This is a genomic window from Streptomyces griseofuscus, from assembly GCF_014673495.1.
GTDB classification, from domain to species: Bacteria; Actinomycetota; Actinomycetes; order Streptomycetales; family Streptomycetaceae; genus Streptomyces; species Streptomyces murinus.
In genome coordinates this window covers 404,317-419,491 of the sequence record NZ_CP051006.1, presented here as the reverse complement: position 1 = coordinate 419,491, position 15,175 = coordinate 404,317, and the positions used below count along the sequence as shown (strand labels likewise).

The window sequence follows — 15,175 nt, the reverse complement described above, 5'->3', positions numbered from 1 at the left end:
GTCGAGGGGACGGTTCGCGGACGGACGGCTCCCGTCGCCGCGGCGGCCTCCCGCACGGGCTCGGCCCCCGCGCCCCCTCCTCGTACGAGCTGTTGAGTCTCTTGCGTTCTGACGATCCCACGGCCAGTGCCGCACGAACGGCGCCGCACGAACCGGGCCGAGAGCCGTCGTCCGTACCGTCCCCGTTCTCCACGCCCGCGCCACCGTGGCACCGCCCCTTACTCCGAGACCTTGCACGGCCGCGCGCCAACCGTGTCTGTCCTGCGGCCCCGTTCGGCCGGTCAGGCCCCCAGGGCCCGGCCGGCCGCGGCCAGGGCGATGCGGCGCGGGGCGAGCCGGGCCGCCGTGGCCGATACGCGGTTGCCGAGCCCGGCGATGACGCTGGACGGGGTGCGGCGGCCCTCCAGGGCGCTACGGGCCGCCGCCACCACATCGGCGGCCGTGGCCATCCGGCCGACGATCGCCTTCCTGCACGGCGGCGGGAGTCCCCGGACCCGTCGAGGGCCGGCTGGTCGCACTGGGGCGCGCCTACGTCGGGTTCGCGACCGAGCGGCCCGCGCTGCTGGAGCTGATGTTCACCGCCAAGCACGAGGTGGAGCCGGACGCCGAGATCCGGGTGCTCGGGCACCGCAGTCTGGAGATCGCGGCCGAGGTGATCGCCGAGGCCCAGCGGTCCGGCGCCGTCCGCTCCGGCGACGCGGTGCGCCTCGCCCAGGTCGCCTTCTCCACCGTCCATGGCTTGGCCGTGCTCGCCGTCGGTGATCTGCTGGACGACACACCGGTCGGGGAGGCGACCGACCTGGCCCTGGAGATCCTGCTGACCGGCCTGCGCGGCACTTCGTGAGCGGGCTGCCCGGCACTTCGTGAGCGGGCTGCCCGAATGCTGGTCGAGGTGAGGCGCGCGCGACGATCCGGCCGCGCTCCGCGACCGAAGCCCCATGCCGCGGAGCCGCGCGGGGGCCACCGGCAAGAGTCCTCTGACGGGATGTCGACAGGCGAGGACGAACCGGCCGCGGCCGTGGCCGACCCGTCGCGGGCACCGCGAGGTCGGCGCCCAACACCCGGGCCCCGGTGAGGGACCGGTGCCACCGCGGCACTTGGCCGCTTCCGGCAGCTGCCGCACCCGTGACCGGACCCGTCACGCCGGACGCGGCCAGGGCGTGGCTGACCCGCGACGCCGACGCATTGACACGGGTGGCACCCGGACCCCAGGCCCGGGTGCCACCGTCGGTCGAGCGGGAGCGGGACGGCTCAGTGCACGTCGACCCCGGTCCAGGCCGCCTCGACGGCCTTGTACTCGGCGCTGTCGGCGCCGTACAGGTCGGTCGCCGCGGACAGTGTGCCCTTGCGGGCGTCGGCGTAGTTGGTGGTCGACGTGAAGTACGACGTCAGCGCCTTGTACCAGATCTGGAGGGCCTTGTCCCGGCCGATACCGGTGACCGTCGAGCCGTCCTTGGTCGGCGAGTCGTAGTCGACCCCGTTGACCGTCTTCGCGCCGCTGCCCTCGGACAGCAGGTAGAAGAAGTGGTTGGCGACGCCGGACGAGTAGTGGACGTCCTCGTCGCCGACGGACGAGGACCAGTAGTCGGCGGAACCGCCGTCCTTGCTGGGCTTGTCCATGTAGCGCAGCGGGGTGCCGTCGCCGTTGATGTTGATCTTCTCGCCGATGAGGTAGTCACCGGGGTCCGAGCTGTTGTTCGCGTAGAACTCCACGCCCGTGCCGAAGATGTCGGAGGTGGCCTCGTTCAGACCGCCCGACTCGCCCGAGTACTCGAGGCCCGCGGTGTTGGAGGTGACACCGTGGCTCATCTCGTGGCCGGCGACGTCCAGCGCGGTCAGCGGGTCGTTGTTGCCCTCGCCGTCGCCGTAGGTCATGCAGAAGCAGCTGTCGTCCCAGAACGCGTTCACGTACGAGTTGCCGTAGTGCACGCGGGAGTAGGCGCCGACACCGTCGTTCTTGATGCCGTTGCGCCCGAACGTGTTCTTGTAGAAGTCCCACGTCTCCTGCGCGCCGTAGGCGGCGTCGGCCGCGGCGGTCGCGGCGTTCGACGTGGTTCCGTCGCCCCAGGTGTCGTTGTCCTGGGAGTACAACGTGCCGGTGCCGTCCTGCTGGTGGTCCAGGTTGTACGTCTTGTGGCCGCCGCGTGAGTCGTCGGTGAGGGTGTACGACGAACCCGACTGCGCCGTCGTCAGGTCGACCTTGCCGCTGTACTGGGTGTTGCCCACGCCGGTCTCGATGCCCTGGTACTGGAAGAGCCTCTTGCCGGTGGCCGCGTCGGTGATGACGTGCAGCTGGTTCGGCGTGCCGTCGTCCTGGAAGCCGCCGATCACGGTCTCGTAGGCGAGGACGGGCTTGCCGCTCGCGGCCCAGACGACCTTGCGCGGGGCCCGGTCGACGGCGGGCTTCGCCGAACGGTCCTTCCGCGCCAGGCTCAGGGCCTGCTTCCGCGCGGTGGCCGCGGCGATCCGCGGGGTGAGCGAGGCGAGCTTCAGCGTGGCCTTCGACGCTCTGGTCACGCCCTCCGTCCTGCCGGACTTCGAGGTGTGCACGATCAGGTCGCCGCCGAGCACCGGGAGGCCGGCGTAGGTGCGCTCGTACCGGGTGTGGACGGTGCCGTTGCCGTCCTTGACGACATCCTTGACGACCAACTTCTCCTGGCTGCCCAGGCCGAGGGCCTTGGCGGTCCCGGCGAGCTCGGCCTGCGCGTTGCGGATGAGACCGGTGTGGGCGGCGGCCGACAGGGCGACGGGCGCACCGGCCGGGCGTGCGGAGCCGGCGGCGGGCCGGGCGGCGGCCGAGGCGGTGAGCGAGGTGCTCAGCAGGGCGGCCGCAGCGGCGACGGCGGTGGCCACCGCGAGGGTCGTGCGCTGGTGACGTATGTTGCCGTGGGTCATGCGGGCTTCTCTTTCCGTGGGGGGATTTTCCGGTCGGTGTGGGGCCGGCCGGTGTGAGCCACATGAAGGACACACCCCGGAATGGCAGGGGCATGCCAATGCAAAGCAGGGCTCTGCGGTCTTTCAATTCCCCTCATTGCGTGGGGGGTTGGCAGTGACATGCAGAGAAAACCCCAGCAGCGACCGCATGCGCCATACTCATGGGTCACAAGCGACAACAACCCCACGCCTCCTTCACAGGCGACGCACAGCCTGTTCCGCATGTGTACGCCGCGCGAATTCCCGCGAAGGCGCGTCCGCCGCGCTCGTACGGTGGACGGGGCGGGCCGCCCGGTACCCGCTGTGCTCGCGGCCCGCCCCGAGCCCCGGTCAGGCCCTCGGGGCGGCCCCCTCGTCGACGGGCAGCGCGACGGGCTCGTCGGCCGGGAGCGTCCGCGCCCGCCCGGACCCCGTATCCGCGCCGCGTGCCGTGCCCGCCCCCCGCGTCCGCGCCAGCCGGTTCGCGCGGCGCAGCGCCAGATGGAGGACCGGGATCAGCACACAGGTGACGGCGGCCGACTGCCAGAGCAGGGCGTCGAGCCGGCCCGCCGCCAGATAGGCGCCCGCGGCCACCGCGGCCAGGGCGCACACCCCGCGGTCCACGATGCTCTCCACCGACAGCAGGGTGGCGCGCGGAGCGTCCTTCGGGATCGCGTCGTTGATGAGTTTGCGCTGCACCGGATAGCAGAAGCCGGTGATCGAGGCGAACACGCAGAGCAGAGCGGCCACCGCCCACGGGCCGCCGACGGTGGTGCCCGCCAGTGTGGCCGCGAGCGCGACACTCAGCAGGGACACCCACGCCGTGGGCGACAGCCTGGAACCCAGCCACTGGGGCCGCGCGGAGGCGACCGCCTCGGCGACCGTCATCGCCGCGAGCACACTGCCGGTGGCGCTCTCGCCGATGCCGTGGTCCAGCAGCATCGGCTGGAAGAGGTTGACCTGGCAGATCCGCGACAGCGTGAAGACGGCCACGCCCTGCACCATGAGCAGGGCGAGCCACGGCGACGACCGCAGGGCCCGCAGTGCGGCACCGGTGTCACGCAGCAGCGCCGCCTCGCGCCGCCCGGAGGCGCGGCCCGCCCCGCTCGCCCTGCGCGGAACGAGCCGCGGCAGGGCGAGGGCGCAGCCGAGCGAGCCCGCCGCGCTCGCCGCGCTCAGTACGTACGGAGCCTGCGGCGCGAGCACCATCAGCGGCCCGACGAGCGGCCAGCAGACCACCTTCGCCGCGAGCCCCAGGGCCCGCGCCGTGCCCTCCGCGCGGAGGTAGTGCGCGTCCGCACCTTCCGCGCGCAGCCCGTCGTAGAGGCAGGCGCTGGCCGCGCCCGAGGTCAGGGAGCGCCCCGCGGCGATGGCCAGAAAGTGGAGGAGGAAACCCGGGTAGGAGGGGGAGAACACCGGCATCAGGTTCGCCGCCGTCATGACCACCGCGCCCGCCCACAGGCAGTTGCGCGCGCCGATGCGGTCGGCGACGAGTCCGGTCGGGATCTCGAAGAGGCAGAAGGCGATGTAGTAGATGCTCTGGATGCCGAAGATCTGGCCGTCGGACAGGCCCGCGTCACGCTGGTAGGCGTAGAAGACGGGCATCCACCACAGCAGATTGAACAGCAGCTGGAACCCGTTGTTGAGGCGGATCACCCGGCGGGCCGCCGGGGTCAGGTCCTCGTGCGGAGCGCGGCGCCACAGCGCGGGCCCACGGCGCCTCATCGGGCGTACGGGCGGACCTGGACCAGCTGGAACGCCCCCTCGCCGGTCATCAGCCACTCGATGTCCAGGGCGTCGTCCGGGTCGTCCGTGCTGAAGTGGGACTGCAACAGGCGTCCCGCCAGGGCCAGTTCGGCCAGCGTCTGCCTCGTGTCCGCCGGCAGGTCGGTGCCCGAGGATCCGACGGCGACCGTACGGCCACCGCCCTCGACCGTGTTGTACAGGTACTGGTGGGGCAGGACCGTGCCGTCCACCACGCGCTCGGGCGAACCGGCCGTGCAGTTCAGGTACACGTTCCGGAAGTCCTCCCGGCGCGTCGGGTTGCAGGTGACGAGCACGCCCCCGAGGTCGGCCGGCGTGTACTCCTGGACGATCACCCCCATGTACGTGTCGTCCAGCGAGATGCCGACCTGGTGCCGCATCCGCACGCTGCGCGGCGACAGCAGCGATGCCCACACATGGATGACGGCGTCCATCAGCTGCTCCGCGCCCCGTACGGTCGTCACCGAGTCGTAGATGCCCGCTGCCGAGAACCCGGGCAGGTCCTCGGCGTTGGAGGAGGAACGCACCACCAGACGGCGACCGTCGGCCAGCAGCCGCGGCACGGCTCCGGTGATGGCTCGCGCCACCTCCTCGGGCATCGGCGTGCTCCGCATCAGGTGCTGGAGATCCAGCGAGAGCGGGTCGATCATGTCGAGCGCGTCGAGTTCGAGCGCCAACTTCAGCTTGCCGATGCCCTGTTGGAGCGCCGGCGACGAGGTCAGATAGAGATGGTGCAGATGGAACGGCAGCGCCACACCCCGCGGCGCCCGGACCGTCTGGGCCACGCGTTCCGCGGCCGTCAACCGGAGCCGCTCCAGGGGTGCTTCGGGCTCACCGAGCCGGGAGCCGAGATGGGCGAGCAGATCCGGCCGCGGCGGGCGCGGGCGGGCGTAGAAGGCCGTCAGGTCCGCGGTGCGGCTGTCCAGCACATGGTGCAGTTCGCCGAGGTGGGCGGCCTTGGTGCCGTAGCTGTCGCGGTCGGCGAGCCGCAGCCGGTGCAGTTCCATGATCGGCGCGTCCCCGATGAGCGGCGCGCCGATATGGATGCGCTGGGTGTCCCAGACCGGCCGCTCCAACGCCGGGGCGCAGGACAGCGGTTCGAGGGTGACGGCGTCCTCCCGCACCCGGTAACGGACCCAGGCGTCGTCCAGGCCGTGCCGCTCCACCAGGGCGTCCAGGTCGCGGACGATCGCGTTCGGGATACCCCAGCCCGAGGCCAGCACGTTGGTGTGCGAAAGCGGTGTCGTCGGACGGGTGTTGATGAATCCGGCCACCCGGGGCACGTCGTCGGGCAGGCCCGCCATGGCGACGATGTCCGCCCAGCCGAGGTCCGCGGCACCTGCGCGGTACTCCTGCGGACTGCGGAAATACCGCAGACGCCCTTCCGCCACGCCCGGGTTGAGGCAGGTCCGGGTGCGGCTGCCGAACAGCTCCTGGCTCAGGATGCGCGGGATGCGGGTGTCGCCGACCAGGGCCAGCTCATGCTCCTGGCCGTGGTTGGCCGGCTTCAGCAGCAACGGGAGGCGCCCGTCCACGCGATGGCGGACGTAGTCGTAGAACTCCTGGAGCAGGGCACCGTGCATGGTGTCCGCCTCCGTCGTCTCCAGGACGAGGAAGGGCCGTTCGGCGCCGTCGGCATCCTCGTCGGTGTGCAAGGAGAGGATTCCCAGCAGGAAGCGGCGGTCCGGCGCCATGTACACCTGGGCGTTGAACGCGTCCAGCTCCGCGTCGAGTTGATGCGGTGTCATGCCGAGGACGCGCGTGGCGATGTAGTCGACGTGGAAGGGGTGCACCCGGGTGTCGAGCAGATGCCAGGTGTCCTCGGCCCGGTCCACCACGACCTTCAGGTACGGGTGTCCGGCGAGCACGCCGGACAGCGTGCGGAACAGCGGCAGCGACAGATTGACGCCGACCACGGTACGGTCGCCCGCCGCATCGGCCGCGCGGGCCTCGTCCGGTGCGAACGTCATGCGCGTGCCTCCTCGGCGGCGTCCACCGGCAGGAGGTCCGGCAGTGCGGCCACCAGGGCGGTGAAGTCGCGTACGACGGACTGCGGCCGGTCGGCCGACAGCAGACACAGCCCCGCCATGGTGTTGGCGCCGCCCGCGGGGTCGTAGACGGGGACCGGCGAGCCGTCGGGGAGGGAACTCTCCCGGACCACGGACAGCGTGCTGCCGGCCCCGATCGGTGCCTTGCGGAGCACCGTCGAGGAGTCCCACAGATGCCGCCGCGGCCATGGCGTGCCGTCGCCGTCGACCGCGAGCACCACCAGCGAACCCGCCGCGCCCTCGGCGTCCGCGGGCGTCAGCGTCCGCGCGGGCCAGCCGGGCGAGCGGCCGAGCAGCTGATCGGTGAACATGCCGACCAGGTCGAGGCCGAAGACGTCCTCGATCTGCGGCACGGTCATCGCGCCCCCGAACCGGGCGGCGGTCTCGATGACCCACATACGGCCGTCCGCGCCCAGCTTGATCTCCGTGTGGGTGCCGCAGTTCTCCAGCCCCAGCGCGTCCACGGCCCGCCGGGCCAGCTCCACGATCCTGCGCTGGGCCCCGCTGTCCACGGCGGCCGGAGTGATCCCGGCGCGCTCGGTGAACGGCCACACCGTCGGCATGCGCCCGCTCAGGCAGACCGGCCGGAAATCGCCGTCGACGACGACGCCCTCGACGCTCACGTAGTCACCCCAGCCGGGGCCGTCGAACCACTCCTCGGCCCGCCCGGTGACGATCTCCTCGACGATGAAGTCCTCCGACGCGCCCCGCACATGCATCTCGGCGAAGCCGAGCTGTGCCGACTCCGCCATGACCTGACGCGAACGGTGCCAGGCGTGCCGCGCCTGCCCGGGCTCGTCGATGATCTGGTGCGCGGTCGACCCCGCGCTCCACGCGGCCTTGAGTAATAAGGGGCATGACAATTCGATGGTCGCCCGCTCCAGCTCGGCGAGCCCCGGGACAGGGCGGAAACGGGGCTGCGGAACGCCGTGACGGTCCCACGTGGCCCGCATCAGCCGCTTGTCGCGGGCGAGAGCGGCGGCCGCCCCGGCACCCCTCAGACCGAGCCGTCGGCACGCCTCGGCCACTGCGACCACCGCGTACTCCGAGAAGGTGAGGACGGCGTCCGCCCCCACCGCGCGGGCGCGGGTGGTGATCAGCTCGACGAGGTCCGCGTGCTCCGCCCGGGGAGGCGTCACCACCGAGGCGCACAGCCGCGCCGCGTCCTCGGCCACCCCCACGGGCAGCCCGCTCAGCGCCAGCAGGTGCACCGCGGCCCGCCCGGCCACCCGCGTCAGAGCATGACCCACCGGGGGGCCGCCCTTGGCATGCACGTACAGCACCTGGCTCACGTAGACCCATCTCCTTCGATGTCGGGGCACTTGATGTCGGGAGCACTCACGCCCGCCGGTTCTCCCCCTTCAAGCGAACCAGTCCCAACTCACCTCCCGGCGGCCGCACCACGCGAACCATTCAGGCAAACGCCCTATCCCGCCGGGCGGTTGATGTCATGTGAAGGTGTTGTGATGCGCTAGCACCCAGCTGGTGCAGAGCCCGAGAGCGCCCGGTTCTCCCGTGTTCCCGGGGTGCTACGGCTTACGCACGAGACGTCACCCAACGTCATATCGTGCGGTATTGAAGGAGTGGGACCGTGGACGAGACGGAACGCAAGGCACCTTCGGACGAAGCGGCCGGCCCGCCCGGCCGGAACCCCTTCGGAGCCCTCGCCGAACTCACCCCGGCCGCCGCGTTCATGCGCGACGGCGCCGGCCGCTATGTGTGGGCCAACCACGCCTACGCCCACCTGTACGGGACGACACGCGACGCGGTGATCGGCCGCCATCTGTCCGACCTGGACGAACCCGCCAACGCCTGCCGCTTCCTCGCCATGGACCAACAGGTCCTGACCGACGGCAAGTCCATACGGCACGCCCTCACCTATCGCCGCCCGGACGGAACTCCCGCCCACGCGGCGGGCTACCGGTTTCCCGTCCGCTGGGGCGCCGAACGCTGCGTCGCGGGTATCTACGTCGACGTCACCGACTACGTCCGGGCGATGGACCAACGGCACCGGGCCGAGGCCGACTTACGCGCACTGCGCGACCACAGCGGACTGGCCTGCCTCCGTCTCGCCCCGGACGGAAGAGTGAGCGAGGCCGGCACCGCCACGGCCGAGATCCTGCGCGTCCGCCTCTCCGATCTGACCGGGCTGCGGGCCGCCTCCCTTCTCGCCGACACACCCGAACGCGGCGCCCTGCTACGACTCTGGGACGACCTGATCGCCGGCCGGCGCAGAAGCGCCCGCGCCTCCGCGGTACTCGTCGACGGGGAGGGCTGGCAGCGCCGGGCCCGCATCCGGCTGACCACCGTAGGCGCGACGGCGCCGGGCGTCACCGGCGTCTGGGCCGTCGTCACCCACCTGGGCCGACGCCAGCAGACCCAGCCCACCCTGACCGCCGCCCAGATACGCATCGTCGCCCTGCTCGCGGCGGGCCGCAGCAACGCGGACATCGCCGAGGAACTACGGCTGTCCCGGCAGACCCTGGACTACCACCTGAGCCGGCTCCGCGTCCTCCTCGAAGCGCCGACCCGCCCGGCGATGGTCGCCCGCGCCTACGTCCTCGGCCTCCTCTCACCGCGCGCCTGGCCACCCCGCTCACCCACGGCGGCCCACCCCTCCAGCCCGGTGTGACGGCCCGCACGAGGTGCCCGGCCTGAAGGCGCCCGCGCCCCCGGGCCGCCGACGCGAAATCCACGCTGTCAGCGGGGAGCAGAGCGCGGGAGACCGGTGGCCGGCCGGACGGACAGGTGGAGGCGCCCGTTGCCGCGCCCGACGGTGAGGACGACGGTGGATCCGGGCCGTCGGGACCGGAGGGCCGCGACCGCGACCCGGGCGTCCGGAACGAGGTTTCCGTCCACGGCGAACATCCGGTCACCGGCCCGCAGACCGCCGGCCTGGGTGGGCGAACCGGTCCGGACCGGGTGGGCGGCGCCGGGGGTGGTCACTGCGGGCGGCTCCGGATCGGCGGCGTGGCCCGGGACGAAGAACGCGCCGGACACGTCCCCGGAGGCCGTGCGGCGCCGACCGGAGATTCCGCAATGAACACCGCGCCCGGCGGACGCGCGCATTCCGTGCTCGGCCCTCCTGGCCGAACGCGGGCCGCCCGGACCGGTACCTGACGGAGACGGCGTACGGTCGGCGGCCATGTCGTCCCCGCTCCGGCGACGACGGAGTGGGCCGGCGGCTCCCCGGCCCGTGGAACGACACGCGCGCCGGGACCACGGCCCGAGCGCGTCGCCGCGCGAAGAGGGAGTCCCTCGTTCCCCTTCCGCATCGCGGCGGCCGGCCCGATGACGGCAGGTCAAGCGGCCCCGCTGGGTGATCTGACCTCTTGTCAGCGGGCGTACCCCTCCTTACCTTTGTGCAGCAGTCCTCGGCCCGGCGGGTCCAGCGTCCCGCGTCGGCCGATGTCCTTCCCTCAGCGCACGACACACCATGGAGGCGTCACATGCCCGTAGCCGTGCCGGATCTTCTTCAAGCCGACGGATTCCGCGACGCGGGTCCGCTGGAGATCGACGACGAGGCGATCGTGTTCGAGGACGACGACCGTGACGACCGCGAGCCCACGGCATGCCTCGCCGACCCCTGGGTGACCGCCACCACCCGCTTCTCGTGTGACCTGAACTCGTAGCGGTGGCCGTCTCCATCGCCGGCCGCGGCGGCTGGTCCGACGAGACGTGGTCGTACCTGAACGATCCACGGATGCCGGCGATGGAACACGGCTGGAAACTGCATGTCTCGGCGCGTCCCGCCGACCTCGACACCGTGACCGCGCTCGTACTGCCGGTGCTGTCCCGGCACGTCTGCCATGCCAAGTTCGCCCGCGATCCGGACGTCCTGCGCCGCCTCAACTCCGGGGTGGTGAGCGCCGGAGCCGTCGGCAAGGCCATCACCGTCTACGCCCCGGCCGACACGGTGGCCGAGATCGCCCGGGAACTCGCCGCCGTACTGCGCGACCGTGAGGGCCCGCGCGTCGTCAGCGACCGGCGGGTCGATCCGAGGGCACCGGTCTACTACCGCTACGGCCCCTTCACCGGCGACTACCGGACCGGCCGGAGCGGACGGCTCGAATCCGTCATGACCGGCCCGGACGGCCGGATGTTCGACGGCCTGGCCGTCGGCCGCTACCGGTGCCCGCCCTGGGCCGAGGACCCCTTCGCGAGCGGCTCCGGACCCGGCGACGAACCGTCCGAACCCCACTTCGGCGGCGGCCGTTACACGGTCACCGCCGGCATCGCGCGTTCGCCGCAGGGCAATGTCTACCGCGCGGTCGACCGCGTCCACGGGCAGCCGGTGGTGGTCAAACAGGCGAGGGCCTTCGTGGGCGAGGACGAGTCCGGCGCGGACGCCCGTCACCGGCTGCGCAACGAACGCGCGGTCCTCACCGCCCTCGACGGCGTCGCGGGCGTGCCCCGCGCGCTGGACTACTTCGCTCACCGGTCGGACGAGTACCTGGTGATGAGCGCCTGCGGCGACCGGGACCTGCGCCGGGAGGTCCTGCGCGACGGCCCGTACCGTGACGACGGCACCCGGCCGGAGCGTGCCCTGTCCGCCCTGGCCTCCCGGCTCCTTCGCGTCTTGGACGCGATCCACGGCCGAAACGTGGTCGTGCGCGATCTCAAGCCCGACAACGTCGTGCTCGACTCCTCCCGCCCCGGCCACTGCCACGTGATCGACTTCGGGATCAGCGAGCGGGACGGCACCGGCCCGGGCGGGGCGACCCCCGGGTACGGCGCGCCGGTTCTGCGGACGACCGGCCCGGCCGCCCCCGCCGACGACTACTACGCCCTCGGGGCGACCCTCTTCTTCGCCGCCACCGGCATGGACCCGGTGATCGTCGACGAGGACCACACGGTCAACCGGGACCGGACCCTGGCCTGCCTGGCATGGGCACTGCCCGGGCCCACCCACCGGGAGATCCGGTCGCGGATATCCGGCCTCCTGAGCTTCGACCCGGCCGAACGGACCGCCACCGCCGACCGCCTGCGCACCGGCACCGTCGGCACGGCCGGCACGGCCGGGACCGCACGCCGGCCCGCACGGCTCCGGATCGACGACGACCTGCTGGACGAGATCATCGAGCACACGACCGCGTTCTGCGCCGGTGAGGCGAGCGCGATCGTGGACCCGGAACGGGCCGCCCGACTGAACGTCCCCACCTCGATCGATGTCTACGGCGGCAGCTCGGGACTGGGACTGGAACTCCTCCACCACCTGCACCGGCCCCGCGTGCGCTCGACCGTCACCGCGCTGGCGCGGTGGACCGCGGAACAGTCGAGGAACCTCCCACCCGGCTTCTACACCGGGCGCACGGGCGTCGAACTCTTCCTGACCCAGGCCCAGTTGACAGCAGGAGCGGCAGGGACGTACGAAGACCCACTGCCCGGGCACCCCGCCCTGCCGGGCCGCGCACCGGACGGCGGACCGCCCGAGGCGGACCTGATCGCGGGCGCCGCCGGGATCGGCCTCGGCCGGCTCCAGCTGGCCCGCCTCGCCCTCCGATCCGGTCACCGGAACGCCGCACACCGGCACCTCGCCGTCGCCGCCGACTGCGACCGGATGCTGGCCTCCGGCACCGCCCGGCTGTCCCCGGGCCGCACGGACACGGCCGGCAGTGCCGCGCTCCGCGAGGGCATCGCCCACGGCGAGGCGGGCGTGGCCTGGTTCCTCCTCGAATACGGCGGCGTGACCGGGGACATGGACGCGATCAGCCGCTCCGAGCAGGCCGGCGCGCACCTGGCCGCCGTGACACCGGACATCATCGCGGCGGCCACCGGGCCAGGAGCGACACGCCGCTACGGCTCGTGGTGCCGGGGCCTGGCCGGCATCGGGACCGTACTCGTCCGGGCCGCCGAACGACTCGACGAACCCGGACATCTCGACCTGGCCCGACGGTCCGCGCGCGCCTGCGCCGCACTGGCACCGAGGATGCCGCTCGTCACGCAGTGCTGCGGGCTGGCCGGGGTGGGCGAGCTGATGGTGGATGTCGCGGAGGCGTCCGGGTCCGAGGAGTTCTGGGACGCGGCCGAGACCATCGCCCTGCTCATCCTGGGCCGCAGCGGCGGCACCTGGTCCCGGCCCGTGTTCCCGGACACCGGGCTCGCCGGGCCGAGTGCCACCTGGGCCGGCGGCTCCGCGGGCGTCCTGGGCTTCTTCAGACGCCTGCGCGCCCGGGGCGGCCCACGGCTCGGCCGAGTCACCTGACCACCGCCACCGCCATCGCCCGCTTCGGCGCGGGCCGCCCCGCCGACCTCGCCCGCCGCGGCCTCCGCCGGTTCTTCCGGGACCGCGGGTCCGCGCTGGCATGGGGGACGAGTGCCCCACCGCCTGACGGGCCGACCATGAGGCGGCAAACGGATCATGGCGAGTTGAGGACCCGGCCACTGCGTCCCCGGACCGTCGCGGCGGGTCACCGCCCGGTACTTACCGCGCGGTGACGTCGGAAGCGTAGACCAGAGCTGTGCGGTGGTTGTACTGGATGGTGTACATGCTCTTCCCTCCGGTGACGACCCGGCCGGTGGAGGGGAAGTAGTCGTCGGTGGGGGCGGGTGCGGCGGTGGTGACGTAGGCCTGGCCGACGGGGATGGTGTAGAAGGACAGCGGGGCCTGGGTGGAGGGGGAGAGTCCGGCGGGGTATTCGCTCGCGTCCGGGTAGCTCGATCCGTACACCCCCACCGGTGAGGTGCCGGCGGCGCCCACCACCGTCACATCACGGGCGGGCGTGGTGTTGCAGCCGTGCGGGTTGAGGAACCAGACCTTCGTGCCGCTGTACCAGATGGCCGTCCAGTCGCCCTGCCGGTCGGCGACGACGAACTGCTGCCCGGCCGCCGCGGTGCTGCCCCAGTCGTTGACGCTGTCGCTGCTGACGCCGTCCGGATGGATGGCCTGGTCGCCGAAGAGCGGCGCGGTGGCGCTGGGCGCGGTGCGCAGATAGACGAAGTCGGAGGGTTGGGTCCGCTCGGTGCACTCGGGGGTGGCGCCGGTGGGGTCGTCGGACGGACAGACCCGCACGGTCTGCTGGTTGCGGGCGAACCCAGGGGTGATGGTGACCACGGAGCCCACGCTGCCCACGCCGTGCCGGCCGTCCACCGGGGCGTGCAGCAGCCGCATGAAGCGCTCCCAGTCCCAGGACGGGCCCGGGTCCCAGTGCATGCCGGAGACGAGGGCCGAGCCGGGCCCAGGCACGTTGTCATGCCCGATGATGTGCTGCCGGTCCAGCGGAATGCCGAAGCGCTCGGCCAGGTACCGGACGAGTTCCGCGCTGGTCTCGTACTCGGTCTGCGTGTACCAGGTGCCGCCCGCGGCGGCATACCCCTCGTGCTCGATGCCTATCGAGTGCAGGTTGGTCGAGTAGTTGCCCGCCTGGAAGGAGATGTCCTTGGTGGGCACCATCTGGGTCACGGCGCCGTCGGAGGAGCGTATGACGTAGTGCGCCGACCCGCCGCCCGGTTTCTGGAAGGTGTTCAGGGCGGCGTCGTAGGACGACTCCGTGTCATGAATGACGATGGAGTCGATCCTGATCCCGTTGGCGGGACGGTCGGACACCTGCCCATTGGCCGCCGCGGCCGGCAGGAAGGCGCAGTCGATGGTGGCGGGGCACTCGGAGTCGCCTGTCGCGGCCGTCGCTCTCAGATGCAGCACGGACAGATGCTTGACGGCCGGCTGGACGCTCGGGGAGGCGGGCAGCTCGATGTGCTGTCCGTCCCGGGTGGTCTCCTGCGCGCCGTTCTCGATGGTGGCGAACACCCGGTCGGCGAAGGCTCGCGCCGCCCGCTGCCCGGAGGAACCGCTGTAACGGGCAACGGCGGCGTACCACTTGCCCGAGTCCTTCGGCGTACTGCCGACCGCGCTCTTCTCGTACGAGGCGAGGAGGGCGGCACCCCCGCGGATGTTTGCGGCGTCGTCCGCGCGCAGTCGCTTCCCGGGCAGCCCCGTCAGCCGGGCGGCGGCCTGGAGGGTGTGCAGGGACGGATCGGAGGCCAGTTCGGCGAGATCGGCACGACCGACCGCACCCGCGTCGCCCGCGGCCAGCATCCCGGTCGTCACATCGGTCAGGTGCATGGGCCCGTAGCCACCGCCGGTACTGCGTTGACCATCATGGGCATCCCAGGCGGACTCGTGATACGCGACGGCGAGGAGGACGGGCAACGGGACGTGGTAGTCCGTCGCGGCCTTCTCAAAGGCGTGCTGACGGCTGTCGGCCGCTGTCCGATGTCCTACCGCTTGGGCGGCCGGGGATGCGGCCGCGACTCCCGCGGCGGCCAGCACTCCTGCCGCGAGAATCCGTGACAGCCGCCGGCGCGGTCTGTGCTCATGCACGTGTAGGTACCTGACTTTCCTTCGTCGATTCCGGACCTTGGAAGTCACCGCCGCAGCGTTCCAAGGCCGGGAAAGGGTCTGGAACTTGACTGGCCATAAGATGATCTTCACATGATGTGACGAAGATTGG

At 72.3% G+C, this 15,175-nt stretch carries 11 protein-coding genes; 4 read left to right on the top strand and 7 right to left on the bottom strand.

Features of this window, described 5'->3' with window-relative positions; all coding sequences use genetic code 11:
- Positions 1-281 precede the first annotated feature (281 nt).
- The gene (locus HEP81_RS01950; protein WP_157854330.1) at positions 282-449 is read right to left on the bottom strand and encodes a hypothetical protein; all 168 of its coding nucleotides are present in this window, start codon (positions 447-449) and stop codon (positions 282-284) included.
- Positions 450-508: 59 nt separating this feature from the next.
- On the opposite strand from HEP81_RS01950, the gene HEP81_RS01945 reads away from it, so the two are divergent.
- Complete coding sequence (locus tag HEP81_RS01945) at positions 509-844, top strand: WHG domain-containing protein (RefSeq protein WP_078967170.1); 336 nt, start codon at positions 509-511, stop codon at positions 842-844.
- Positions 845-1,251: 407 nt separating this feature from the next.
- Here the strand turns inward: HEP81_RS01945 and HEP81_RS01940 are convergent, their stop codons facing one another.
- The 4 genes from HEP81_RS01940 to HEP81_RS01925 form a co-directional block, all read right to left on the bottom strand.
- Positions 1,252-2,895: a M4 family metallopeptidase gene (locus HEP81_RS01940; protein ID WP_037652146.1), complete on the bottom strand. Its 1,644-nt coding sequence runs from the start codon at positions 2,893-2,895 to the stop codon at positions 1,252-1,254.
- 369 nt (positions 2,896-3,264) lie between these two features.
- Positions 3,265-4,638 (bottom strand): MFS transporter, encoded by a 1,374-nt coding sequence (locus HEP81_RS01935; RefSeq protein WP_051849916.1) that lies wholly within the window; start codon positions 4,636-4,638, stop codon positions 3,265-3,267.
- Positions 4,635-6,647, bottom strand: a complete 2,013-nt coding sequence (locus tag HEP81_RS01930) for a PEP/pyruvate-binding domain-containing protein (protein ID WP_037652148.1) — start codon at positions 6,645-6,647, stop codon at positions 4,635-4,637. Before HEP81_RS01930 ends, HEP81_RS01935 begins: the two co-directional genes overlap by 4 nt.
- The gene (locus HEP81_RS01925; RefSeq protein WP_037652149.1) at positions 6,644-8,017 is read right to left on the bottom strand and encodes an ATP-grasp domain-containing protein; all 1,374 of its coding nucleotides are present in this window, start codon (positions 8,015-8,017) and stop codon (positions 6,644-6,646) included. The genes HEP81_RS01930 and HEP81_RS01925 overlap by 4 nt, the downstream gene beginning before the upstream one ends.
- A 299-nt stretch (positions 8,018-8,316) precedes the next feature.
- Here HEP81_RS01925 and HEP81_RS01920 point away from each other — a divergent pair, with 299 nt between their 5' ends.
- Positions 8,317-9,357: a helix-turn-helix transcriptional regulator gene (locus HEP81_RS01920; RefSeq protein WP_051849917.1), complete on the top strand. Its 1,041-nt coding sequence runs from the start codon at positions 8,317-8,319 to the stop codon at positions 9,355-9,357.
- A 68-nt stretch (positions 9,358-9,425) separates the two neighbouring features.
- Here HEP81_RS01920 and HEP81_RS01915 read toward each other — a convergent pair whose 3' ends face one another.
- Entirely contained in the window at positions 9,426-9,725 is a 300-nt protein-coding gene (locus HEP81_RS01915; protein WP_037652151.1) for a PDZ domain-containing protein, read from the bottom strand.
- A gap of 449 nt (positions 9,726-10,174) precedes the next feature.
- Here HEP81_RS01915 and HEP81_RS01910 point away from each other — a divergent pair, with 449 nt between their 5' ends.
- Positions 10,175-10,357 (top strand): SflA family class IV lanthipeptide, encoded by a 183-nt coding sequence (locus HEP81_RS01910; RefSeq protein WP_037652153.1) that lies wholly within the window; start codon positions 10,175-10,177, stop codon positions 10,355-10,357.
- A gap of 2 nt (positions 10,358-10,359) precedes the next feature.
- Entirely contained in the window at positions 10,360-12,930 is a 2,571-nt protein-coding gene (gene lanL, locus HEP81_RS01905; protein WP_037652154.1) for a class IV lanthionine synthetase LanL, read from the top strand.
- A 219-nt stretch (positions 12,931-13,149) separates the two neighbouring features.
- Here the strand turns inward: lanL and HEP81_RS01900 are convergent, their stop codons facing one another.
- Positions 13,150-15,045, bottom strand: coding sequence for an N-acetylmuramoyl-L-alanine amidase (locus HEP81_RS01900; RefSeq protein WP_037652155.1), 1,896 nt, complete (start codon positions 15,043-15,045; stop codon positions 13,150-13,152).
- Positions 15,046-15,175: the final 130 nt, after the last annotated feature.

What these genes read in the sequence shown, in the direction of transcription:
- HEP81_RS01950 (WP_157854330.1), bottom strand. Translation starts at nt 449, where the DNA reads ATGGCCACGGCCGCCGATGTGGTGGCGGCGGCCCGTAGCGCCCTGGAG.
- HEP81_RS01935 (WP_051849916.1), bottom strand. Translation starts at nt 4,638, where the DNA reads ATGAGGCGCCGTGGGCCCGCGCTGTGGCGCCGCGCTCCGCACGAGGAC.
- HEP81_RS01940 (WP_037652146.1), bottom strand. Translation starts at nt 2,895, where the DNA reads ATGACCCACGGCAACATACGTCACCAGCGCACGACCCTCGCGGTGGCC.
- HEP81_RS01930 (WP_037652148.1), bottom strand. Translation starts at nt 6,647, where the DNA reads ATGACGTTCGCACCGGACGAGGCCCGCGCGGCCGATGCGGCGGGCGAC.
- HEP81_RS01910 (WP_037652153.1), top strand. Translation starts at nt 10,175, where the DNA reads ATGCCCGTAGCCGTGCCGGATCTTCTTCAAGCCGACGGATTCCGCGAC.